The organism is Bradyrhizobium sp. T-12 (genome assembly GCF_058314695.1).
The window spans coordinates 877,022-898,546 of the sequence record NZ_CM177756.1 but is presented as its reverse complement, the minus strand read 5'-3'; the positions used below and the strand labels follow the sequence as shown (position 1 = coordinate 898,546).

At 65.6% G+C, this 21,525-nt stretch carries 31 protein-coding genes and 1 tRNA gene; 14 read left to right on the top strand and 18 right to left on the bottom strand.

The features are described from left to right. Positions 1-27: 27 nt before the first annotated feature. Positions 28-1,098, top strand: a complete 1,071-nt coding sequence (locus tag AC0WRY_RS04310) for a dienelactone hydrolase family protein (RefSeq protein WP_491122714.1) — start codon at positions 28-30, stop codon at positions 1,096-1,098. A 6-nt stretch (positions 1,099-1,104) separates the two neighbouring features. On the opposite strand, the gene AC0WRY_RS04305 is transcribed toward AC0WRY_RS04310, so the two are convergent. From AC0WRY_RS04305 to AC0WRY_RS04295, 3 genes are read right to left on the bottom strand one after another with little or no spacing between them, the layout of a single operon-like run. Next, positions 1,105-1,665, bottom strand: a complete 561-nt coding sequence (locus AC0WRY_RS04305; protein WP_491122713.1) for a nucleotidyl transferase AbiEii/AbiGii toxin family protein — start codon at positions 1,663-1,665, stop codon at positions 1,105-1,107. After that, a complete protein-coding gene (locus AC0WRY_RS04300) occupies positions 1,580-1,756 on the bottom strand; it encodes a nucleotidyl transferase AbiEii/AbiGii toxin family protein (RefSeq protein ID WP_491122712.1) in 177 nt (58 codons plus the stop codon). Before AC0WRY_RS04300 ends, AC0WRY_RS04305 begins: the two co-directional genes overlap by 86 nt. Further along, positions 1,740-2,054 carry a hypothetical protein gene (locus AC0WRY_RS04295; RefSeq protein WP_491122711.1) on the bottom strand — a complete coding sequence of 105 codons (315 nt, stop codon included), beginning with the start codon at positions 2,052-2,054 and terminating at the stop codon, positions 1,740-1,742. Before AC0WRY_RS04295 ends, AC0WRY_RS04300 begins: the two co-directional genes overlap by 17 nt. A gap of 132 nt (positions 2,055-2,186) precedes the next feature. On the opposite strand from AC0WRY_RS04295, the gene AC0WRY_RS04290 reads away from it, so the two are divergent. Further along, positions 2,187-2,393, top strand: coding sequence for a hypothetical protein (locus AC0WRY_RS04290; protein ID WP_194405823.1), 207 nt, complete (start codon positions 2,187-2,189; stop codon positions 2,391-2,393). Between the two features lie 98 nt (positions 2,394-2,491). Here the strand turns inward: AC0WRY_RS04290 and AC0WRY_RS04285 are convergent, their stop codons facing one another. The 5 genes from AC0WRY_RS04285 to AC0WRY_RS04265 form a co-directional block, all read right to left on the bottom strand. After that, positions 2,492-3,151, bottom strand: coding sequence for a DsbA family protein (locus AC0WRY_RS04285; RefSeq protein ID WP_194405822.1), 660 nt, complete (start codon positions 3,149-3,151; stop codon positions 2,492-2,494). A gap of 87 nt (positions 3,152-3,238) precedes the next feature. Next, entirely contained in the window at positions 3,239-3,961 is a 723-nt protein-coding gene (locus AC0WRY_RS04280) for an LrgB family protein (protein ID WP_491122710.1), read from the bottom strand. Continuing rightward, positions 3,958-4,341 carry a CidA/LrgA family protein gene (locus AC0WRY_RS04275; protein WP_194405820.1) on the bottom strand — a complete coding sequence of 128 codons (384 nt, stop codon included), beginning with the start codon at positions 4,339-4,341 and terminating at the stop codon, positions 3,958-3,960. The genes AC0WRY_RS04280 and AC0WRY_RS04275 overlap by 4 nt, the downstream gene beginning before the upstream one ends. A 44-nt stretch (positions 4,342-4,385) precedes the next feature. Then, a complete protein-coding gene (locus AC0WRY_RS04270; protein WP_194405819.1) occupies positions 4,386-4,862 on the bottom strand; it encodes a PaaI family thioesterase in 477 nt (158 codons plus the stop codon). Positions 4,863-4,865: 3 nt separating this feature from the next. Next, entirely contained in the window at positions 4,866-5,294 is a 429-nt protein-coding gene (locus AC0WRY_RS04265) for an acyl-CoA thioesterase (protein ID WP_491123541.1), read from the bottom strand. Between the two features lie 107 nt (positions 5,295-5,401). On the opposite strand from AC0WRY_RS04265, the gene AC0WRY_RS04260 reads away from it, so the two are divergent. After that, complete coding sequence (locus AC0WRY_RS04260) at positions 5,402-5,950, top strand: TetR/AcrR family transcriptional regulator (protein ID WP_491122709.1); 549 nt, start codon at positions 5,402-5,404, stop codon at positions 5,948-5,950. Between the two features lie 46 nt (positions 5,951-5,996). On the opposite strand, the gene AC0WRY_RS04255 is transcribed toward AC0WRY_RS04260, so the two are convergent. Next, positions 5,997-6,488 (bottom strand): hypothetical protein, encoded by a 492-nt coding sequence (locus tag AC0WRY_RS04255; protein WP_194405817.1) that lies wholly within the window; start codon positions 6,486-6,488, stop codon positions 5,997-5,999. 205 nt (positions 6,489-6,693) lie between these two features. Between AC0WRY_RS04255 and AC0WRY_RS04250 the strand changes: the two genes are divergently transcribed. Next, positions 6,694-6,984 (top strand): PsiF family protein, encoded by a 291-nt coding sequence (locus AC0WRY_RS04250; RefSeq protein WP_194405816.1) that lies wholly within the window; start codon positions 6,694-6,696, stop codon positions 6,982-6,984. 97 nt (positions 6,985-7,081) lie between these two features. Further along, positions 7,082-8,170, top strand: a complete 1,089-nt coding sequence (locus AC0WRY_RS04245) for an AbrB family transcriptional regulator (RefSeq protein WP_491122708.1) — start codon at positions 7,082-7,084, stop codon at positions 8,168-8,170. A 3-nt stretch (positions 8,171-8,173) separates the two neighbouring features. Here AC0WRY_RS04245 and AC0WRY_RS04240 read toward each other — a convergent pair whose 3' ends face one another. After that, a complete protein-coding gene (locus AC0WRY_RS04240) occupies positions 8,174-8,713 on the bottom strand; it encodes a disulfide bond formation protein B (protein WP_491122707.1) in 540 nt (179 codons plus the stop codon). Positions 8,714-8,870: 157 nt separating this feature from the next. Here AC0WRY_RS04240 and AC0WRY_RS04235 point away from each other — a divergent pair. The 3 genes from AC0WRY_RS04235 to AC0WRY_RS04225 all read left to right on the top strand — a co-directional run bounded on the left by AC0WRY_RS04235 (position 8,871) and on the right by AC0WRY_RS04225 (position 10,024). After that, positions 8,871-8,955, top strand: a tRNA-Leu gene (locus AC0WRY_RS04235). 170 nt (positions 8,956-9,125) lie between these two features. Further along, a complete protein-coding gene (locus tag AC0WRY_RS04230) occupies positions 9,126-9,428 on the top strand; it encodes a hypothetical protein (protein ID WP_194405813.1) in 303 nt (100 codons plus the stop codon). A gap of 368 nt (positions 9,429-9,796) precedes the next feature. Continuing rightward, positions 9,797-10,024, top strand: coding sequence for a hypothetical protein (locus AC0WRY_RS04225; RefSeq protein WP_194405812.1), 228 nt, complete (start codon positions 9,797-9,799; stop codon positions 10,022-10,024). Between the two features lie 42 nt (positions 10,025-10,066). Here AC0WRY_RS04225 and AC0WRY_RS04220 read toward each other — a convergent pair whose 3' ends face one another. Further along, positions 10,067-10,993, bottom strand: coding sequence for an AraC family transcriptional regulator (locus AC0WRY_RS04220; protein ID WP_491122706.1), 927 nt, complete (start codon positions 10,991-10,993; stop codon positions 10,067-10,069). A 127-nt stretch (positions 10,994-11,120) separates the two neighbouring features. Between AC0WRY_RS04220 and AC0WRY_RS04215 the strand changes: the two genes are divergently transcribed. The 3 genes from AC0WRY_RS04215 to AC0WRY_RS04205 all read left to right on the top strand — a co-directional run bounded on the left by AC0WRY_RS04215 (position 11,121) and on the right by AC0WRY_RS04205 (position 14,279). After that, complete coding sequence (locus tag AC0WRY_RS04215) at positions 11,121-11,531, top strand: putative quinol monooxygenase (protein ID WP_194405811.1); 411 nt, start codon at positions 11,121-11,123, stop codon at positions 11,529-11,531. Positions 11,532-11,640: 109 nt separating this feature from the next. Next, complete coding sequence (locus AC0WRY_RS04210; RefSeq protein ID WP_194408158.1) at positions 11,641-12,324, top strand: response regulator transcription factor; 684 nt, start codon at positions 11,641-11,643, stop codon at positions 12,322-12,324. Then, the gene (locus AC0WRY_RS04205) at positions 12,321-14,279 is read left to right on the top strand and encodes a sensor histidine kinase (RefSeq protein ID WP_491122705.1); all 1,959 of its coding nucleotides are present in this window, start codon (positions 12,321-12,323) and stop codon (positions 14,277-14,279) included. The genes AC0WRY_RS04210 and AC0WRY_RS04205 overlap by 4 nt, the downstream gene beginning before the upstream one ends. Before the next feature lie 133 nt (positions 14,280-14,412). Here the strand turns inward: AC0WRY_RS04205 and AC0WRY_RS04200 are convergent, their stop codons facing one another. Next, positions 14,413-14,718: a hypothetical protein gene (locus AC0WRY_RS04200; protein ID WP_491122704.1), complete on the bottom strand. Its 306-nt coding sequence runs from the start codon at positions 14,716-14,718 to the stop codon at positions 14,413-14,415. Between the two features lie 235 nt (positions 14,719-14,953). On the opposite strand from AC0WRY_RS04200, the gene AC0WRY_RS04195 reads away from it, so the two are divergent. Beyond that, positions 14,954-15,178 (top strand): hypothetical protein, encoded by a 225-nt coding sequence (locus AC0WRY_RS04195; RefSeq protein ID WP_194405809.1) that lies wholly within the window; start codon positions 14,954-14,956, stop codon positions 15,176-15,178. A 66-nt stretch (positions 15,179-15,244) separates the two neighbouring features. Here AC0WRY_RS04195 and AC0WRY_RS04190 read toward each other — a convergent pair whose 3' ends face one another. After that, on the bottom strand, positions 15,245-15,667 hold the full coding sequence (locus tag AC0WRY_RS04190; protein WP_491122703.1) for a GFA family protein: 423 nt from the start codon (positions 15,665-15,667) through the stop codon (positions 15,245-15,247). A gap of 213 nt (positions 15,668-15,880) precedes the next feature. After that, entirely contained in the window at positions 15,881-16,681 is an 801-nt protein-coding gene (gene mddA / locus AC0WRY_RS04185) for a methanethiol S-methyltransferase (protein ID WP_194405807.1), read from the bottom strand. A 135-nt stretch (positions 16,682-16,816) separates the two neighbouring features. Between mddA and AC0WRY_RS04180 the strand changes: the two genes are divergently transcribed. Next, positions 16,817-18,364, top strand: coding sequence for a winged helix-turn-helix domain-containing tetratricopeptide repeat protein (locus AC0WRY_RS04180; protein WP_194405806.1), 1,548 nt, complete (start codon positions 16,817-16,819; stop codon positions 18,362-18,364). A 9-nt stretch (positions 18,365-18,373) separates the two neighbouring features. On the opposite strand, the gene irr is transcribed toward AC0WRY_RS04180, so the two are convergent. After that, positions 18,374-18,859: a Fur family transcriptional regulator Irr gene (irr, locus tag AC0WRY_RS04175; RefSeq protein WP_194405805.1), complete on the bottom strand. Its 486-nt coding sequence runs from the start codon at positions 18,857-18,859 to the stop codon at positions 18,374-18,376. Between the two features lie 180 nt (positions 18,860-19,039). Between irr and AC0WRY_RS04170 the strand changes: the two genes are divergently transcribed. After that, positions 19,040-19,351 (top strand): hypothetical protein, encoded by a 312-nt coding sequence (locus AC0WRY_RS04170; RefSeq protein ID WP_491122702.1) that lies wholly within the window; start codon positions 19,040-19,042, stop codon positions 19,349-19,351. A 3-nt stretch (positions 19,352-19,354) separates the two neighbouring features. On the opposite strand, the gene AC0WRY_RS04165 is transcribed toward AC0WRY_RS04170, so the two are convergent. From AC0WRY_RS04165 to AC0WRY_RS04155, 3 genes are all read right to left on the bottom strand, one after another. Continuing rightward, complete coding sequence (locus tag AC0WRY_RS04165) at positions 19,355-19,924, bottom strand: DUF2147 domain-containing protein (protein WP_194405803.1); 570 nt, start codon at positions 19,922-19,924, stop codon at positions 19,355-19,357. Positions 19,925-19,956: 32 nt separating this feature from the next. Further along, positions 19,957-20,619 carry a DUF3313 domain-containing protein gene (locus tag AC0WRY_RS04160; RefSeq protein WP_194405802.1) on the bottom strand — a complete coding sequence of 221 codons (663 nt, stop codon included), beginning with the start codon at positions 20,617-20,619 and terminating at the stop codon, positions 19,957-19,959. Positions 20,620-20,867: 248 nt separating this feature from the next. Then, on the bottom strand, positions 20,868-21,506 hold the full coding sequence (locus tag AC0WRY_RS04155; RefSeq protein ID WP_194405801.1) for a TetR/AcrR family transcriptional regulator: 639 nt from the start codon (positions 21,504-21,506) through the stop codon (positions 20,868-20,870). Between the last annotated feature and the right edge of the window lie 19 nt (positions 21,507-21,525).

Here is a 21,525-nt window from a genome sequence, read left to right as displayed (position 1 = left end):
CTGAAGGACGCCGCCAAGGAAGCTGCAATGAGCGAGGCCGTGATCGACGACATCGTGGCCGTGCTTCCGCCGCTGCTGAACGCGCTGGAGGCGCTCGGCTTCTTTGCCCGTCATCTGCATCCGCCGGCGTTTGCCTCCGTCATGAACGCAATCGGCACGCCGGACGAGGCGCTGCAGACGGCACGCGATGCGATCGGGGATTGGCCGGAGCAGTTCGCCGGCTTGCGCGCGCAACTGAATCGCGCCTGCGACGAGACGCTCGCCGCCTTTGCCGGCATCCGTGAGGTCGGGCGCGGCCATGGCGATCTCGTCGCGGTGTTCCGCGCGCTGCGCCATCTGCCGCGCGCGCAGGAGGCGCTTTATCCCCTTGCGGCGCAGTTTCCGCCGGTAAGCAGCTTCTTCCTCAACGCCGCCCATCGCGACGATGCGGACCTGTTATCCCGGCTCGAAGCCGGCACGCGCGAAGACACCGGCATCTTGCACGATCACAACGAGCCCGGCAGCCGCGGCGGCTTCTCGGTCTATGTGCCCGAGTATTACACGCAGGATCGCGCCATGCCGCTGGTGATGGCGCTGCATGGCGGCAGCGGCAACGGACGCGGTTTTCTGTGGAGCTGGCTGCGCGATGCGCGCAGCCTCGGCGCGATCCTGGTGGCGCCGACCGCGATGGGCTCGACCTGGGCGCTGATGGGCGATGATGCCGATACGCCCAATCTCATGCGCATCCTCGAAGCCGTGCGCAGCCGCTGGACCGTCGATGCCTCGCGCATGCTGCTGACCGGAATGAGCGATGGCGGCACCTTCTGTTACGTGAGCGGGCTTGAAGCCGCTTCGCCCTTCACCCATCTCGCCCCGGTCTCGGCAACCTTCCATCCGCTGATGGCGGAGATGGCGGACGCCACGCGCCTGCAGAGGCTGCCGATCTTCATCACCCACGGCAAGCTCGACTGGATGTTTCCCGTGCAGACAGCGCGCCAGACGCAGGCGGCGCTCGCAGCCGCCGGCGCCGATGTCACCTATCGCGAGATCGACGATCTCAGCCACACCTATCCGCGCGAGATCAACACGGCGCTGATGCAGTGGCTGAATGCCGCTTAGCAGTCATCACAATAAGCCCTGCTTGAGAGACACATCGGGTAACGCCCCTACGCGATCTCGGGCCTCCCGCAGGATCCGGCGATCGCTCGCCCTCAGAGCTCGAAGATCTCCATCTTCGAAGAAACCTATTGCGCGCAGCACTTGCGCTGGTTCGCCGCCAAACATCTCCCGGAATGCCGAGATTCCGCGCGGCAACGACACACCCGCGGAGATCATTTCAGCCATGTCCCGATAGTCCTTGGCTTCGGCGCGGTCGAGCGTCGCCTTGAGCTTGGCGGCCAGCAAGTCCTCAAGCGATGCTACAAACATGGTGCCATCAGCCACTTGCATCGGGTCGTTGATGCGACCGAAGCCGATGCGTCCGAAGAATGAGACTTTCACTGAGCCTGAGGGCATGGTGGTCGAGACAACCAGTGTATTGGGCGCATCATGAAGGATGACCGCACCCTTGACGAAGTCGAATTGCGCACGGACTTCGTCCTTATGGAGCAGAGCAGAAGAAGTCGAAATCGAGCGACTCTCGGTGCCCCAATTGAAGGGCAACGGCAGTTCCGCCGTAGAGGACAAGCTGCAACTTCCGTGAAGGGACAAGCAGGGGCCAAATTTCGCGTTGAGCGGCAGGCAAGATCGACAGTTTCGGCTCAAAACGTTGCTGCATCGAAGGCTCTTCGTGGCGCCTTGTCCGGCAGCTCGGTCCCCGTTGCGAGGGAAAGGCGCCCGCGCCAAAATTCCCAGGAGCGATCGCTGAACCAACCCGGCTCGGCGTGAAGCATGATGTCTGAGAGACGGGCGGTACCCAGCGCGGCCTCCAGCTGGAGAATATCGTCGTATGTGCCGAAGTTCATGATCTGCGCGACGACGCGATCCTCGGAGAATGGCAATCCGTCGACCGGTCGCCACCAGAGGTACTTGCGACCGAGCTTGTCGATCAGGCTTGCGGATGCATCGTTCGTCATTGATTTCAAATATAGCCAACCTGCTTCCGTTAATCCACGCCCCGTAGGGCCGATCCGGGCCGAACTCCCCCTGGACCAGCACGGAACCGTCCAGCCCCACCGACGTTATCGCCCGTCACCGGAGGTTCGCAAATGCAGACGTTTTTAGGAATGATTTTGGGCGCGTTGCTGCTCGCGGGCGGCGTCTACGTCTATGATTCCATGCAGACGTCGTCCGTCGCCAACGGCCAGGTCGCGACCACCAATCGCACCATCGTGAACTGGGACGTGGCGAAGGCGGATTGGGATGCGCTGCGCGATCGCGCGCACAAGGACTGGGTCCGGATCTCGTCGAAGTAACGACGCCGTATCATGAACAAGGCGCCGTCGCGAACACCGCGGCGGCGCCTTTGTGTTGGCTGCGGTCGACGTGTCGGCGCCGATCGACGCCGTGCGCGTCAGTTCATCTTGGCCTTGCGGGCATCGGCGATGACCTGCTCGAACTCGGCCATGCTGAGCACACCGGGCACACGGTACTTGCCGACGATGAAAGACGGGGTGCCGTTGAAGCCGAAGGCCTCGGCCTGCTCGTTGTTGCGCTTGAGCAGCGCATCGATGTCGCTGCCCCGGCCGGCAAGATCGCGTTTCAGGCGGTCCATGTCGACGCCGGCCGCCGCCAGCAGCTCGTTGATGCGCGACTCGGTCAGGCGCGAGCTGACGCCCATCATGGCGTCATGGGCCTTATGATACTTGTCCTGGAATTTCGCCGCGAGCGCGGACCGCGCCGCCGTGACCGAGACCGGCCCGAGGATCGGCCAATCCTTCATCACCAGTCGCACCTTGCCGTCGTCCTGAACGACCTGGCGCAGCTCGGGCTCGAGCTTGCGGCAATAGGGGCAATTATAATCAGACCATTCGACGATGGTGATGTTGCCATCGGGATTGCCGGCGACGGGCGTATCGGGATCGCGCAGCACCTTGGCTTCGGTCAACACCTCGTCGTCACCAGCGGCTGCCAGCGCAGAGTTGATCCCGCCCGCCGCAAGGGCGCTCGCCCCGATCAGCGTCAGAGCCGTGCGCCGCGTCGGCTCAAATGCCTTGTTCTTGAATCCGGCCATATCTCGTCCCGTTTCGGTCCCATCTCCGTCGATACGGTTCGGGACTGGGAATTGTTACAGGTCATATAGAGTGTCGCGGCGGCGATGTCATCGCACCAGCAGCGCGACGGCCAGGGGGACCAGGAACGAGGTCACCAAGGCGTTCAAGCTCATGGCGATACCCGAAAACACGCCCGCGATCTCGTCGACCTGGAACGCGCGCGCGGTCCCGATGCCATGGGCCGCAAGGCCGGCCGCGAATCCGCGGGCACGGTAATCGGTGATGCCGGTGCGGTTCATCAGCGGCGTCACGATGATGGCGCCCATGATGCCTGTGAGGATCACCGCGACGGCCGCCAGCGAGGGATCGGCATGCAGGGATTCGGCGATGCCCATGGCAACGCCCGCGGTGACCGATTTCGGCGCCAGCGACAGCACCACCTCGCGGGGAAGGCCGGCAAGCTCGGCCAGCAGCACCACCGACACCACGGCGGTGACCGAGCCCGCGACCAACGCCAACAGCATCGGCACGATGGAGGCGACCACGCGCTTGCGGTTCTCGTAGAGCGGCACGGCGAGCGCGACGGTTGCAGGCCCGAGCAGGAAATGCACGAATTGCGCGCCGGCAAAATAGGTCGTGTAGGAGGTGCCGGTCAGCAGCAGGAACGCGCCGATGATCCACATCGCATGCAGCACGGGATTGGCCAGCGGATGGCGCCGCGTCGCCAGCGACACCGCGTCCGTGGCCGCATAGACCAGCAGCGTCACGGTCAGCCAGAGCAGCGGCGACTGCGAGAGATAGACCCACAGCGAGAACGGATTGTCGCTCATGGCGCGTCCTGCTGCTTCAACAGGCGGCTGACCAGCCGAAAGGTCAGCACGGTCGCAAGCAGCGTGACGACCACGGAGAGGGCGAGCACCAGAACGATGGCGATGCCGTGGGCCGCGAGGAGATCGAGCTTCTGCACCACGCCGACGCCGGCCGGCACGAACAGCAGCGAGAGATGGGCAAGCAGGCCCTTGCTTGTCGTCTCCACGCCGTCGCCGCCGAGCGGCCCGCGCGCGATCAACGCAACCCGGTCGCGCACGAGCAGCAGGACCAGGAGCAGCAGCAGGCCGAGCACGGGGCCCGGCAGGGGCAGGCCGAGGCCGCGCACGACGGCTTCGCCGATCAATTGGCACAGCAGGATGAGGCCGAGACTTGCAAGCATGACCGCCGCATGAAGGGATGGGCCGGCAGGCTTGTCAATTGCGGCTATGCGCCGGACGGGGCCGGCGCGGGCGAGGCAGCAATGCGCGGAAGCATCGCCATCAATGTCGCGGTCATCGTGGCGATCGGCGTGGTCTTGCCGTCATGCTCGGCGAATGCCCTGGCCTCGCAGAAGGTCAGCGTGCGGCCGGGCTTGACGACCTCGGCCTTGAACACGAAGCGCTCGCCCCGGGCCGGCGCCAGCAGCGTGGTCTTGAACTCCACGGTGAGGATATCCGCCTCGCGCGGCATCAGGGTGAAGGCGGCAGCGCCGCAGGCGTTGTCCAGCCCGGCGGTGATGATGCCGGCGTGAACAAAGCCGTTCTGCTGGGTGAATGCAGGCGAATGCAGCATCGCCAGCTCGACCTCGCCCGGTGCAAGGCGGACAATCACGATGCCGAGGGTGTGCATCGCCGGCTGGGCATCGAACATGGCGATGGCCGCTGCCCGATAGCCCGGGTTCTTCGGCTCGAACGCAGCCATGGTTCAAGCCTCGGCCGGCTCGGCGAGATGCCGCAAGGCGGTCTCGCGGACGGCATCGGTGAACGGCGCCGATTTGCGCTGGCTCCGGTCCATGTGCACGCCGGTGATCTCGCAAATCGCGGCGATCTCGCCGGTCTCGGCGTTCGTCATGTCATGCCGGAAGCGGATCGACTTGTCGCGAACCTCGAGCAGATGGCTGCGGATCTCGACGATGTCGCCGGCGACCAGCTCGCGCCGGTAGGTGATGTTCTGCTGCACGGCGGCCATGCCGCGGCCGGAGGACCGCAAGTAGCTCGGCGTCAGTCCGAGGCGCGCGAACAGATTCCAGTTGGCCTCGTCGAACTTGCCGACATACCACATGATGTTCATGTGGCCGACGTGATCGCACTGCCACGGATAGACCGTCCCGCGATAGGTTGCCTCCTGCTCCATCGCCATTCCCTGCCCTCGTGCGACTTTTGATTTTGATACGGTAGCGTATCAGGGTGGCGACGGGTTAGCAATACGGCACCGTATCAAGAATCCGAGAGGCCTACTTCATGAGCGACGGCAGGGGCGACGTCTGGGTCGAGGCTGGGTTTGCCGAGCTCGCCCGCTCGGGGATCGAGGGCGTCAGGGTCGAGGTGCTCGCCAAGCATCTCGGCGTCACCAAGGGCGGCTTCTACCGCCGCTTCGCCGACCGCGCAGCGCTGCTCGAGGCCATGCTGCAGCGCTGGCGCGAGGGCCGCGCCGCGTCGATCGCGCAGCAGACGCGCCTCGACGGCGAGGAGCCCCGCGAACGGCTGAAGGCGGTGATCCAGCTCTATTCGGAGCGGCTCAATCCGGAAGCCATGGCGATCGAGCTCGCGATCCGGCAATGGGCCCGCTCGGACGAGACCGCCGCGGCGGCGGTGGCGGGTGTCGATGCCGCGCGGCTCAAGCACGTGGCCGAGCTCTATCGCGCGACCGGGCTCGACACCGAGGCGGCCGAGGCACAGGCCTTCCTGTTCTACTGCTTCATCTTCGGCCAGAGCCTGTTGTTCGTCGAGCGCGGCCCGCGCAAGCGATCGCAGCTGGTGGCGAAATCGGCCGAGAAGCTGCTGGACTAAGCAAGATGGCCGGAGCTTTGCTCCGGCCATCGCGTCATGTCGAAACTCAGGCGGCGCCCTTCAGCTTCTTGGTGCATTCGCTGTAGTAGCCGCCGCCCTTCTGGATCCACTTCAAGCCGCCATTGCCGTTGGTGGTCTTGTTGGCATTGTACTGGTCGACGCAGGTGTGCATCCGCGCCTTGCCGGGGGTCTCCTTGGCGTATTTCGGATCGACCGCGTTCGGATAGATCGCGGGACCGGCCGGCAGGGTCGGCGCGGCGGCGGGGGCCGCCTCCTTCTTCGCCTGCTTCGGTTCAGTGGGAGCGGCCGGAGCAGCGGGCGCAGCCGCAGTCGGCGCGGCGGCCGGCGTCGCATCCGCACCGCACTGGGCCTTGCGGAAGTCATTCCACTTCATCGTGCCGAGCGAGCCGTCCTTCTTGGCAGCCTGGTATTTCGCGCTGCATTCCTGCGAGGTCAGCGCCTGCGCCGGTGCCGACAGCGCGAGCGCCGCAAATCCCGACAACGCAACCGCGCACAGCCATCTTGATTGAATGGTCATCCCTGGGTCTCCTCCTTGGTCTTCTCCCGACGGGGAGCAAAATAACACTTGCTATCCTAGCGTGTCGGCTGCTTGCGACAAGGATGCGACGACTGCTGCCGCCAAAATATAGTGACGGCCTCGTTCAGATTATTCATGTCGCGTTCAGCAATCCGAGCCGACGTTCGCAATCCCTCGCAATTCTCGCAAGATAGAGTGCAACACCATGACCCTCGCCTCCCGCCTCGCCGCCGTCGCCCTCGCCTCCCTGCTCGTCACCGGCACCGCCTTCGCGCAGACCACCGCGCCGGCGGCCAAGACCGATGTGAAGACCGATGTGAAGACAGAGGCCGCGAAGGCGACGAAGGAGCGCACGGCCGAGTCGATCGAGTGCTCCAAGCAGGCGGACGCCAAGGGCCTGAAGGGCAAGGAGCGCAAGAAATTCCGTCGCGAGTGCAAGAAGGAAGCGAGGTCCGGCACCGCCGCGCCCGCCGCCCCTGCCGCCGACAAGAAGTAACCCTCGCGACCCTCCACGCGCGCCGGCGCGAGGCGCACGCATTGCGGCATGACGAGCCTGCAATTGTGCGCCTCGCGCCGATTTGCGATAAGGCGGCGTGAAGCAGATCACCGCCTCCCTGCCGTTCGAATGGCCGAGCCGCGCCAAGCTCTTGAGCACGGCGGAGACGCTCGTCATCGGCACCGCCGGAGGCCTGGTGTTTCTCTTCGCCGGGCTGCCGGGCGGGCTGATCTCGGGCTCGATGATCGCGGTCGGCATCGCTGCCATCGCCGGCCGCCAATTGTCGCTGCCGCCGCTCCTGACCCAGACCGTGCTGGTGCTGCTCGGGATTTCGCTGGGCTCGGTGGTCTCGCGCCATCTGCTGCAGCAGCTCAGTGCCTATCCCCTCACCATCGGGTTGCTTGCGCTCGCGACCTTCTGCTCGACCTTCGGCTCGAGCTATTACCTCCAGCGCATCCATGGCTGGGACCGCACCTCGGCCTTCCTGGCCGGCAGCCCCGGCGCCCTGTCGCAGATCACGATCCTGGCGGTCGAGCGGGGTGCCGACCTGCCGGGCATCGCGGTGGTGCAGACCATGCGCGTCATCATCCTTACCGCCGCGCTGCCGATCGTGCTCGCGCTCGCGGGCGTCGCCCCCTCCGCCGCGCCGTCGCTGACGACGTCGATCATTGCCTCGCCGCTCGACCTCGTGGAGCTGGCCGCGGCCTCACTTGTAATGGCGCTGGTCCTGCGGCTGATCAGGTTTCCGGCGAGCTGGATGTTCGGCGCCATGATCGCCTCCAGCGTGCTGCATGGCGCGGGCTGGGTCGAGGGCGGCCTGCCGGACTGGGTGCGCGGCGTCGCGCTGGTCGGGATCGGCGCCCTGATCGGCAGCCGTTTCGCGCGGATGCGGATCAAGACCCTTGCCGGTCACCTCAGCGCGGCGCTGGGCTCATTCACGGTCGCGATCGCCGTCTCCGCCATTTTCGTCGGCATCATTGCGCTTACCACGCAGGTCAAATTCTCCGACGTCGTGGTCGCCTTCGCGCCGGGCGCGATGGATGCCATGCTGGCGCTGGCGCTGACCTTGCACATCGACCCCATCTTCGTCGGCGCCCATCATTTGTCGCGTTTCGTGTTCGTGACGATCGCAACGCCAGGCATCGTGCACCTGTTCGGACGCACGCAAGACGACGTCGACGATTGAGCTTCAGCGCTGCGCGGTCCGCACAAATCCCCACGCGGCGATCGCGGCCATCAACAGCGAGATCAGCACGTTGTAGCCGGCGAGCGAGAGACCGAGGAAGCGCCATTCCACCTCGTCGCAGCGCACCACCTTCACGGTATCGAGCCGCGAAAAGAGATCGCCGGCGTTGCCGAGGTTGACGACGGGACCCGTGCAATCGGTCGGCCCCTTCCAGAATCCCCATTCGACGCCGGAATGGTAGGTGCCGAGCCCGGCATTGGCGAGCGTCGCGAGCGCGAGGATTGCGAGCCCCGCCAGCAGCAGCGGCCGCGGCGCGCCGCTTCGCGCGGCAAGCGCCGCGAGCGCACCGAGGGGAATCACGAGGTAATAGGCGTAGCGCTGCTCGAGGCAGAGCGGACAGGGCAGGATCTCCAGCACGAGCTGGAAGAACCAGGCGCCCGCGATGGTCACGGCCGCGATCAGCGTGACGAGCAGCGAGGCCGTCAGCGCGGGGCCGCCGGCAGCCGGCTTGAATGCAGGTATGGCGGCACTCTGGGTCGTCACGGCAGCCTCTTTCCTGGGGGTCGCGCCCTTAAGCCTCTAGCTCCGGTCCATGCGGCTGTCGAGAACGGCGGACATCACTTTGGCGCGGGTTGACCCCGCTTTGTCCATGGCTATAGTCCGCCGGCTTCGCGACGCTCCCTTCCAGGGCCGACCGAGGGCCCCTGTGGCGGAACTGGTAGACGCGCTCGACTCAAAATCGAGTTCCGCAAGGAGTGCTGGTTCGATTCCGGCCAGGGGCACCACGCTTCGCCCTTCGGGCTACGCGTGGCGCAGCCACGCTGAAGGTGAAGGGCCAAGCGTGTCCGGCGTAGCCTCTTGGCGAAGACGGACTGTCTCGACACAGCTCCCCTTCCCATCGTCACATCCCACCTGTATACACCGGTAGCTTCTTCCGTTAATCGAAGGAGCTCATATGAACGACCTGCACGCGTGGCTTTCGCAACAGCACCACGGTTTGCGGACTTTTCAGACCTTCCAGCACAAGCTCGAGACGCTCGGCCGGCGCGATCCCGCGCAGCGCGGCCTGTGCCGCCTGCTCAGCGGCATCGTCGGCAGCTATGTCGAGGCCTTTGACGAGGCGCCGCTTCCGGTCGAGGTCGCCGACGGCGCCTATCGTCGCCTGCTGACGCTGGTCGAGAGCCTCGATCTGCACGGAGATGCCGCGCGGCGCCTCGCCGACATCAATCGCGTGGCGACCTGCGACTTGTGGCGCTGATCGGCAGAAGCAGCGGACAGGGCTGATCGCGAAACGCCCCTTGTCCATGGGCCAGGATGAACGCGACACACGATATTTCCGAATTTCGGTCAAGCAGAATTTTTCAACCCCGCAACGGCGCGTTCGGGCTGGCCGCGCTCCGGCCGAGAACCATGTTCTTGGCCCCTCTTAGCCCGCGTGCCTCCACATCGTCGTGGCGAACGCAGCGAAGCAATCCAGGAATGCGTCTGCGGAGACGGTCTGGTTTGCTTCGCCGCAAGGGCTCCTCGCAATGACGAGGAGGAGAGATTACGCTCTCCCGAGGCTTCGACTTCGCCACGCCAATCCCTATATCCGGTAGCAACCGACCCGATGCCGCGGACAGTTTGATGGCCAGGACACGCACGACGGACGCCGACGACCTTCCCCGCTATTTCGTCTGGGTCCGGGGTCTCGAAGGCCCCGAGCCGCAGAAATGGAGGGCGATGGATTTCGGTATCGGCGACTGGAAGCGGCCGCTCGTGCTGGCCTATCTGGAGCTGCCGGAGGACGAACGGCGTCTGTCGCTGTCGATGCTGGCGCGCCGCTATCCGCCGCCGCGGGTCGATCTGTCGTGAGCCGGCCGGGGTGTGAATCCACGGCTTTGCAAGATTGGGCGGTCAGCCCAATCGCGCCGCGACCGCCTCGCCAGCGTCGTGTTTTCTCCACTGGTCAGATGCGGCCTTCTTGTCCACGCTGGGCGGCTGCCCGTACATGCGGGTGTATTCGCGGCTGAACTGCGAGGGGCTGACGTAGCCCACCTTGAAGGCCACCTGGCTCAAGGTCTTCCCCTCCAAAATCAAGCGTCTCGCCTCGATCAACCTGAGATGTTTCTGAAACTGCAGCGGCGACAGCGACGTGATGGCACGAAAATGCTGGTGAAACGCCGAGCGGCTCATGCCAGCCGCCGCCGCCAGGCGCTCGACCTGCACGGGCCGGGCGTGGTCGGTGCGCAGCATCGCCACGGCGCGTGCGATGCGTTGCGCGTGGCTGTCGGACAGACCCAGGTTGCGGATGGCGGCGCCCTGGCGGCCAAGCAGCAGCCAATAGTGAATTTCCCGGATCAGACCATCCTTCAGCATCGCGAGTGGTTGTGGCCGATCCAACAGCAGCACCAGCCGACGGAAGGCATCGCGCAGCTCCTCGCTTGTCTCAGGCGCGGCTCGCGATGAATGGAATTCGGGTGCCCTCGTGATCAGATCCGTGACCACGGTGGGATCGAGGTCCAGTGCGATCGCCAGGTAGGGAACGGCGGGACTCGCCTTGCTGATTCGAGTCGCCTCCGGCCGGCTGCTCGTGACGATCATCGTCGACCCCGCAGCATAGGATGACACGCCCCTGCCCGTGGTCACTCGCTTGCAACCCTGCAAGACCAGGCACACTAATGGGTGCGCCAAGGTGTGCTCCAATTCGCTCGGTGCCGTGTGCCTGACCAGGTACAGGCCGTGGACGGGCGTGACGGTGACGCCCTCCGCTCGCTTGTGCTCTCCGGTGTAGCGCAGGATGGCCTGCTTCAGATCGTGCGACATGGCGGCAATTCTGGCCATGACGATCCGCGAAGTAAAGCTGACCTGAAAGCCGACCTGGACGATTAGGCAAGGAATGCCGACGTTCCGGCACCTCGCGCGGCAGGCGATATCCTACAGAGGGCGCATTAACCCAGGAGCCGCGCCCATGACCCAATTGCCCTCATCGCAGACCTCGACCAGCTCGCCCGCTCCCCACAAGGGCGTGCAGGTGCTGGGAGAGCAAGGCCCTGAAGGCCGCAAGGCGTTCTTCATTCAGATCGAAGCCCGCCCTGGCCAGGAGGAGGCCGTCGTGCAGATGTTGCGCGACATTCGCGCATGCGTCGAAGACGAACCCGCAACCGGCCCCTGGTTCGCCGTTCGCTTTTCACAGACGAGCTTTGGCATCTTCGAAGCGTTTCCCGATCTGGCGGGACGCCAGGCCCACGTGGAGGGCGGCGGCGGCGACATCTTTCGCGACGTGACGCGAATGAACGCCATCCTGGCCGAAGCGGCCAGCGTGCACCGTGTCGATGTCCTTCTGAGCAAGGATACGTTCTCTCATTTCGACCCGCGCTGACCCGGGGGACCGTCGCTCCCGCCCCCATGATTATGGGTGTCACGGCATCCCCTCACCGGCTAAACTTGTCCTTGCGCCGCGGGGGACACGCGGGTGCGGGACCATGATCATGACCGAACAGGGCGAGACGGGTGAAATCATCACCATCCTCCTCGTCGAGGACGACGCACCGACCTGCTGGCGGCTCCAGGACGCGCTGGTCAAGGCGGGCTACGAGGTGCGCAGCGCCGGCACGCTCGGCGAAGCCCGTGCCGCGCTCGCCGGCGGCGCGCCCCGCGTGCTGCTGACCGATCTGCGGCTGCCCGACGGCCACGGCATCGAGCTGATCCGCGAGATGAGGCAGCGCTTCCCCGACACCGAGATCATGGTGATCTCGGCGCTCGGAGACGAGGAAAGCGTGATCTCCGCGATCACCGTCGGCGCCACCGGCTATCTGCTCAAGGACGCCTTCCCAACCGACATCGCCACCACCGTGCGCGATCTGGTCGCCGGCCATTCGCCGATCTCGGCCTCGATCGCCCGCTTCATCGTGCGCAGAACGCAAGGCGCCGCGCAGAACTCGGCAGAGCCGCCGCCCGGGCCCGTGCTCAACACCGCGAAGCTGACGCCGCGCGAGATCGACATCCTCTGGGGCATCGCAAAAGGCTTCAGCTATGCCGAGATCGCGAGCCATCTCGGCCTGTCCAAGCAGACCGTGCCCGGCCATATCAAGAACATCTACCGCAAGCTCGAGGTGCACACGCGCAGCGAAGCGGTGTTCGAGGCGGTGCAGCAGGGCCTGATCAAGCTGTGAGCGAGATTCCGGCCAAGGCAATTACAAAGGCAACTACCAAGGCAACGACGACGGCACCGACGCGACCGCGGCGCCAGCTGATCGCCTCGCGCCTCGTGCCCTATCTGCTGCTCCAGGTCCTGATCGTGATCGTCACCATCCTCGGGCTGCGGCTGCTGCAGCCGAGCGACCCCGAAGACTTCGCGGTGAGCGATTTTTCGGCCCGCGAAGACGGCCTGACCCGCCCCGTGACGCTGCCGCATTTCACGTCGTCGCGCTATTCCCTGGCCGACCCGCCGTTCTACGCCGGCGCCTTCTCTTTCCGGCGCGACGATGCAGCCGCGGGCTGGTCGGTGTACCTGCCACGCTTCAGCAACGCGGTGGAGGTTGCCGTCAACGGCGTCGTCGTGCTCGACTCCCGGCGCGATGCCAATGCCAACCGGCCCGACCGCAACACGCCTGAGATCGCAGCCATCCCCGCCTCGCTGCTGCGCGATGGCAGCAACGAGATCACGGTGCGGCTGTTCGTGTGGGGACCGCTCAAGGGCTTTCTCGACACCGTCTATGTCGGGCCGGATGTCGCCTTGCGCCCGGCCTATGAGACGCGCACCCTGCTGTTCGTCACCCTGCCGGTGGTGTTCTCGGCATGGCAGTCGATCCTGGCCGTCATCCTCGCGATCATGTGGCTGATGCGGCGCCGCGAGCCGGTTTATGGCGTGCTGGCGACCGCGATGGTGCTCGGCGTGGTGCAGGCGTTCGCGCCTCCGCCGGTGCCGCCGGCCGCCACGTCGCGGCTCGCCGCCGTGCTGCTGGCGTCCGCGCCGATCGAGAGCGCGCTGGTCGTGATGTTCGGCGTGCTGTTCTTCGGCTGGCGCTGGCCTCGCTACGGCACGCTGGTGTTCGCGCCGGGAATCGTCGTGTTCGTGGTCGGGCTGATCGGCGGCCCGCCGCTGCCGCGCATCCTGTTTCTGGTGCTCGGCATCCCAACGGTCGGGCTTTGCCTTTTCGTGATGGCTTGCGTCACCGCGACCGCCGTGGTGCGGCGGCAGGATGCGGCAAGCTTCATGATCGGGTGCGCCGTGACCATCGTGCTGGTCTGCTGGATCAAGGACATGCTCACGGTCTTCGAGATCGTGAGCAACGAACGCATCTTCGTCTCCCGCCTGTCCTATTCGGCGATGCTGGTCGCGATCGGCGCCGGGCTGACCTGGCGCTTCGCCCGCGCCTTGAACCAGGTCGACAGCTTTGCCGGCCAGCTCGTGACGCGCGTGCGGGAGGCCGAGGAGCGGCTGAAGGCGAGCTTTGCCCGCGAGGAGGAGCGCGCACGCGCCGCCGCCCTTGCCAACGAGCGCACGCGCCTGATGCGCGACCTGCATGACGGCCTCGGCGGCCAGCTCGTCAGCATCGTCGCGCTCTCCGAGCGTGGCCATGAGGGCGCGACCATCACCGACGCTGCCCGTGCCGCGTTGAAGGATCTGCGTCTCGTCATCGATTCCATGGACGACATCGGCGGCGACCTGATGCTCGCCCTCGGCTCCTGGCGCGAACGCGCGAGCGCGCAATTGCGGCCGCACGACATCACGCTGGACTGGCGCGTGGCGACGCCGCAGGGACTGCCGCTGCATCCGGAACTGCGGCCATGGCACGTCATCCAGATCGTACGCATCCTCGACGAGGCCGTGACCAATGCGGTCAAGCACGCGCAGGCTCGCCGCATCGCGGTCACCATCGACACGCTCGACGCAGGCCAGGGGCCGTACGGCGTAATCAGCGTGACCGACGACGGCCAGGGCTTTGCACCGAACGAAAATAACGAGGCCGGACGCAACGGCCAGACCGCGCGCGGCCTGCGCAACATGAGAAGCCGCGCCGCGCGCTGCGGTGCGGCGCTCGATCTGAGTTCGGATGCCTCCGGCACGCGCGTGCGGCTGCAATTGCCGCAGCGTTTCCCCGACAGCGACGCAGCCGCGGGCTGAAAAGCCCCCTCCCCGAACGTGTGGGGCGCACGGAGAGAGGGGACGGGCCGGGTAAATCCGCCTGCGGAGGACGGGGGGTGTTCATCCGCAGGCCCCGTTGGCCCGAAGCAATGCAATCAATCCAAAGGAAATATCAGCGCCTGCCGACGCGGTTGACCGGGCCGCCGCGATTCATCGGCGTTCCCGCGCGGACGCCGACACCAGGCGCGCCGACGCCGGGCGTTGCGACCGCCGCCGCAGCGACCGGCGCTCCCGGGGCGACCACCACCGCCGCCGTCGGCCGCACCACGCAACCCTTGGGTACGCCGACGGTCTTGCAATAGACCACCGCCTGCGCCGGGCTCGTGCCCAGCAACACCATCGCCGCACCCGCGAGCGCCGTGACCGTCAGTGCCGTGACCGTCAGCCTTGCGCTCAGCGCTCCAGCTCTCTTCGACATTCTTGCTCTCCTGCTTCCCGTTCGGCGTCCCGATGCAATCACCGGATTTCGCAGCCGAGGTGCAGCCTGAATGACAAAAGACGGGGCGCGGATACATGCCATGAAGATGGGGGTACCGCGGCTGCAAGGACCGGCCGGTGCCATGAACATGGCATGGACCGGCGCCCGGCCTTTGCGGGATCGTCCGGCCGCTTGATCCCAGGCGGGACCAACGACAATCCCAAAGAGGTGCTTTATGAAGATTTCGGTTCTTGCCGCGCTGCTGCTCGCCACTGCCGCCCTGCCCGCGTCTGCGCAATCCGGGCCATCGGTTCAGGAGCAAATGGCCTGCCGCGGCGATGCCAGCAAGTTCTGCGCCGAACATATCGGCAAGCCGCCGCAGATGAATGCCTGCCTGCGCGAGAACAAGTCGAAGCTCTCGGAGAGCTGCCGCAAGGTCGTCGAATCGCGCGGCGGCTAGTCCGTCGTCGTTCTGCCTTGAAAAATATGAGGGCGGCGCAACGCCGCCCTCATGATTCCGGCGCCGCTATTCCTGCATCATCTCGCCGCTGCCGCCGAACTCGGCCGGAAAATCCTTCAGCTTGGGCAGGCCGTCGCGCATCGGCAGCACGGTCTCGGCATAGTTGACGTGAACGCCGGGCGCGAAAGCGAGCGTCGGGATGGTGGCGGTGAAAACGTCGACGAGGCCGAGCGGCGGGTGATTGGTCATGAGATGACCGCCGCACTTCTTGCAAAACTGGCGCTGGCTCAGCGGAGTCTTGGCAAAGGTCTCGACATTCTCGGCACCTTCGCTGACGCGGACCGCCTCGGGCTTCCACAGGCTGAAGGCGTTGACCGGGCCACCCGACCACGACCGGCAGGAGCGGCAATGGCAATAGCCCATCGCCTCCGGGGCACCCGTGACCTCGATCGTCACGGCGCCACAAAAGCAGTTTCCGACATGTTTCATTGGGTCGTCTCCGTTTGATGAAGGGGAGAAATCCTCTCCCCGCCCCCTGTTCCGCGATAGCTCGGGAAGGCGGGATGCGGGGAGAGGGTGTCGGGGTGAAGGGGGAGATCACCCCGGGGGACTTTGAGGGGACGGACGCGTGCGAGGCTTGCGTAACTCACACGACGCGACCGGACGTCCTCCGTTCGGGGGACGCGCGGCGCCGCGCCTGCGTTAGTGTGACCGGCGCCAGGGAATAAGCATCGCTACCCGTTGTTTGTACTGCCGGTACTCGTCGCCGAAGAGCGCGACGAGGTCGTGCTCCTCCAGCGCAATGCCGACGAAGATGTAGAGCGTGGTGACGGCCGCGAACAGCAGATGGCCCGCGGTCATGGTCGGCGCCGCCCAGAACGCAATGATGAAACCGAGATAGATCGGATGGCGGACGAAATTGTAGAGCAGTGGCGTCTTGAAGCGCGGCGGCGGCGTCTCCTTCCCGATCAGGTGGTTGGTCACCTGATGCAATCCGAACAATTCGAAATGATTGATCAGGTAGGTGCTGGTGAACACCAGGACCCAGCCCGCGAAGGACAGCGTGACCAGAGTCACGGCAAGATTCTGATTCTCGACGTTCCATATGACCGCAGGCAACGGACGCCACTGCCAGAACAGGAGAAGCAATGACAGGCTCGCCAGCAGCACATAGGTGCTTCGCTCGACCGGCTTGGGGACGAACTGCGTCCACCACGCCTTGAATTGCTGCCGCGCCATCACGCTGTGCTGAACGGCGAAGATCGACATCAGGAGCAGGTTGATGATGACGGCCTCGGTCGTCGAACTCTGGGTTCCAATGTCGATGGTCTTGTCGATCGTCTTGGGCACCACCAGACCCGTGACGAAGCCGATGGCGTAGAGAATGGTGACGAAAAAAACGAGATACGCCGCAATTCCGTACAAAAAGGCGATGATTTTGAAACTCCGCAAGCCCGCAACCCCCGGGCCAATCGAATGAACCTGATGATCGAGTTGGGTCATGAAACAGCTCCGTTGTGCCAGAACGCCGGCACTTCGTTGGTTGCTTCACCATGCACCCCGGACGGGCCCGGGGCTTTCGCGGACCATTGATTTTCGCCTGAGACGACTTTGATTTTTGCTTGAGATGATGAAGCCGTGCGATTTTGCTTTGAAAACAACGTGCTCGACGGCGACCTGCGGGAGCTCACCTGCGGCGGGGCGGCCGTGCCGTTGCAGCCACAAGTATTCGATCTCTTGCTCTATCTCGTCGCACAACGTGCGCGTGTCGTCAGCAAGGATGACCTGATCAGCCAGATCTGGAGCGACCGGATCATCTCGGATTCGGCGCTGAACAGCCGGATCAACGCCGCACGCAAGGCGATCAGCGACGACGGCGCGACACAGCGGCTGATCAAGACCATTCCGCGCAAGGGCTTTCGCTTCGTCGGCGAAGTCCGGGAAGAAGCGGCAGCCTCGATCGTGCCGGCTGAAGCCAGGCTCGCTCTGCCGCGCGCGGCGGACCGCCCGGCGGTCGCGGTGCTCGCCTTCGAGAACATGAGCGGCGACCCCGCACAGGATTATTTCGGCGACGGCATCAGCGAGGACATCCTCACCGCGCTGTCGAAGCAGCGCTGGTTCATGGTGATCGCGCGCAACTCGTCCTTCACCTACAAGGGACGCGCAGTCCACATCCGGCAGATCGCGGAGGAGCTCGGCGTCCGCTACGTGGTCGAAGGCAGCGTGCGCAAGGTGGGCAGCCGGGTCCGCATCACCGCACAGCTCAACGATGCCAATTCGGGCAGCCATCTGTGGGCCGAGCGCTATGACCGCGAGCTGGTCGACGTCTTCGCCGTCCAGGACGAGATCACCAACGCGATTGCCGCGGCGATCGAGCCGCAGATTCACGCGGCCGAGAGTTTTCGCGCCCACTGCAAGGGGCCCGCGAGCCTGGACGCGTGGGATCTCCTGATGCGGGCGCTGTCGCATTTTTGGAAGGTGACGAGGTGCGATCACGAGGCCGCGCGGACGCTGCTCGAACGCGCGATCGCGATCGATCCGAACTACGGACAGGCGCTGTCGCTGCTGGCGGCCAATGACATGTTCGGCGCGCATCTCGGCTGGTCCCATCTCACCGCGGTGGCCCCAGTGGCGGAAGCCGCCGCGCTGGCCGCGGTTCGCTGCGACCATGAGGATGCCTGGGCGCATGTCGCGCTTGGCAGCGTCTATTTCTCGACGCGCAGGCTTACGGACGCGCTGTCCGAATTCGAGCGGGCGCTCGCGCTCAATCCGAACTTCTCGCTGGCGCAGGGCTATTACGCGCTGGCGCTGTCCTATGCCGGTCGGCCGAGGGAGGCGTTCGAGGCCGCGCAGAGGGCGATCCGGCTGTCGCCGCGCGATCCCTCGCTGGCGATTTATCAGGGCGTCGCCGGCTATGCGCGCTTCACCGAACGCCATTACGACGAGGCCATCGCGCTCGCACGCGAGGCGATCCGCCATCGCGGCGATCTCACCGGCGCCTACCGCGTGCTCGCGGTCTCGGCCGGCATGACGGGCGACGGCATGCTCGCGGAGGCGGCGCTGGGCGAGTTGCGCCGGGCCCAGCCGGGCATCTCGCTGCACTGGATCGCGACGCAGCTGCCCTGGGCCAACGACGCCGATCGCGCGCACTATCTCGAAGGATTCAGGCGCGCGGGGTTGCGGTGAAGTGTGGCGCTACGTCCGCTTGCGGCGCAGATGGACGATGACGTCGAGCCGGGCGATCTCGTGGCCGGGAAGCGCCTCGGGCATCCCAGTGAAGACGAGGCCTTCGGCAACGTCGACCAGCATGTCCTCGCCTTCGAGATAGAAGTGCGGATGCACCGAGGTGTCGGTGTCGAAGAACGACTTGATGCCGTCGGCGGCGATCCGGCGGAGCAGGCCGGCCTCGGTGAACTGGTTCAGCGTGTTGTAGACGGTCGCCAGCGACAGATCGGCGTTCGCCGCGATCGCCTCTTCATAGAGGCTCTCGGCGGTGACATGACGATGGCCGTTCAGGAACAGCAAATGGCCGAGCGCGAGACGCTGGCGCGTCGGGCGCAGGCCGGCATTGCCGAGCAATTGCAGGCAGTGCTGCACGCCCGCATCCGGCGGTGGCTCGAGGCCGGCGACATCAGGTCCGTTGTCGTCAACCGCCGGGATATTCGTGGCCTGCAAGTCCATCGATCGTCTCACCGGCTCGAGGGAACGCGACGCGGAGTGCCGGGGCCCGCCAGTTGCCATTGGATCGCAAAAGCGGCGGCCTCACTTTGATCCGGATCAAATCCGCATGCCGCCTCTGACCTATCGCAAGGCGGCCCGTTCTATTCCCGGCCAGAATCGACCGGTATCAACGAGGCTCACATGTCCAGACCGGTTCCCGACAAGGCAGAGGTCGCGCTCGAATATCCCGACAAGTTTTATGTCGGCACTTTCGAGCATTCGTCGCGGTTCGAGGCGCGGCTCGACGGCAGCGGCGTTGCGCTGGTGCTGCAGCATCCGGGAGCTGCCGACGAACGCAAATCGGTGCATCTGCACATCAATTTCGGCCTGCTCGCCGGCATCCTGCGTGAACTCGCCGGAAGCGTCGCCGGCATCCCCAAGGACGACATCGCGCACCGCGAGCAGCTCACAGAGGCGCTCGACGAATTGCGACGGGCGCTGCGGACCTCCTGACGGCTACTTCGCTTTCGCCGCTATCGGCCTCGGGGCCGGCACCATCGCCCACTCCTTGTCGGCACGCGGGCCATTGAGGTCGCCGGTCAGGCCGACGAGCTGGCCGGGCAGCACGTCGAGGGTCTGCTGCCAAGTCTGGGTCTGGCACAGGAATTTGATGAGACAGCCTTTCAACTTGAGGCGATCGCCGGATTCGCGCCACACCGAGACCGAATAGGATTTGCCGTCCTCGGCATTATAGATGTCGCCGGCAAACCGACCCTCCTGCGTCGCCTGCAAGCCCATGATGAGCTGGTGGCCGAGCAGCATACGAGCGCGCTTGTCCGGATCCGGATTCTGGGTGTCGCGATAGGGCTGGCCGCGCTTGTCGGCCGGCTCCTTCATCCAGACGATGAAGCCGCAGAGGCGGTCGCGCGAGGGGCCGCAACGCTCGAGGCGAATGCGGGCGCGGCCGTCCTCGACCAGCCATGTGCCGCTCGGATCTGCCGGGGCACCAGCGCCGGCTCGGCCGCCAAACGCCAGCATCACGATCGTGATCGCAATGCGCAGCAGGAAGCGAAGGAGAATGTTCATCGGCAGCACCTTTCGTTGAATGGATCGCGGCGTCAGTTCAGCTGCGCCATCAGCGCGTCGGCGCCCTTGTCGAGGCCGGCCGTCGCGGCCGCGAGCGCGCCGGTGGTGGCCTTGATGTCGTAGGCAGCCGGGTATTGCTTGGTGACATAGGCCGAGAGCAGCCGCGAGCTCGTCGCGTCGAAGATCTCGACGCCGTAGATGACCGAGCCGGTCATCATGCCCTCGCCGTCGCGCGCGGCCTGCACGCCGTTGTAGACCGCACCGGCCATGTCGAAGCGCGAGAGCGTGCCGAGCACCGGCGTGTTGGTGACGGCGCCGGTGAGCGTCAGCCTGACCCGCAGCGTGTTCGGTCCGCGCTCGCGCGCCAGCGCGAAGCGGCTGCGCAGCCGGTCGGCGAAACAATTCTGCATGTAGGCGGCGAGCGTCGCTTTGTCCTTGTCGGACATGTCGCCGAACTGATGGTCCTTGCCGCGGTAGACCACGACGGGATCGAGGATCACCTTATTGTATGCGCGCCAGTCGACCGGCGTCGAATAGCGGTAGGGCACGCGGCCGGAGGCATCCGATTTGTCCGGGGCCAGGAAGGCCGAGGACGCCATCTCCGAATAGGGCACGGGAGCAACCGAGGCACAGCCACCCATGCCAGCGCAAAACACCAGCGTTCCCAGACCGCGCATGGCGATCGAGCGATTCATCTCAGACTCCTCTCAGCGCTCTCCACGGCGATGGCGACCGCAGCCGCGTCAAGGACCGGACGCGGCTGCGGCGCTCACCATTGCCAACCCTCGGCTTCGTCCGGGGCCGTCTCGGAAGCTTCGGGCTGCCTCAGTGCTGGATTTATAAAACCGACTAGACGGTTTGTAAAATTCGAAAATGAAGGCCCGGCGCATTTGGCCGCAGGGCGGCTTTGTGCAGGTCACGATTGGATTTCGCTAACGAGGAATCAGGCGCGCTTGCGCCGGGTTGCCGCCTTCGCGACCGGTGCCGCTCCGGATTTGGCGGCGCGCGTTGCCACCGGTTGGGCGAGACCGCTCCATTGTGCGTCGTCGAGCAGGCGCGCGAACAGCCGCTCGTGCTCGTCCTTGCCGAGCGGCGACATACCGAACAGCGAGCTCAGCAGCAGTCCCATCGCTCCGGCCCAGCGCAGCATCGCAAGATCCGGGTCCGCGGCCTCTTCCCGGATCGCCGCCATCCGCTCCATCTCGCGCTCGCGCGGCAGCGCCATCAGGCGAGGGTTCTCCACCATGGCCGCAACCAGCGCCAGCGCGGCGGAATTCGGCGAGGTCGCAGCTTCCCGCACGGTCGCGAGCTGAGTCGCCAGATTTGGATTCGCGGAGGTCTCGCTCGCCTTCGCCATATAACGCGTCGAGAACTCCTCGAAATGCGCCATCTGCCGCTCGAGCAACGCCTTCAGCACCGCCTCCTTGGTGCGGAACTGATGCATCACGCCGCCCTTGCTGAGGCCGCTCTCGCGCGCGATCGCGTCGAGCGTCAACCGGCCCGGCCCATCGCGCGCGATGATCGCGATGGCCGCCTCGAGCGCGGCGTTACGGGATCGTTCGGAGCGGCTGGCATTGTCCATGGCCGACTTGTCTCCATGA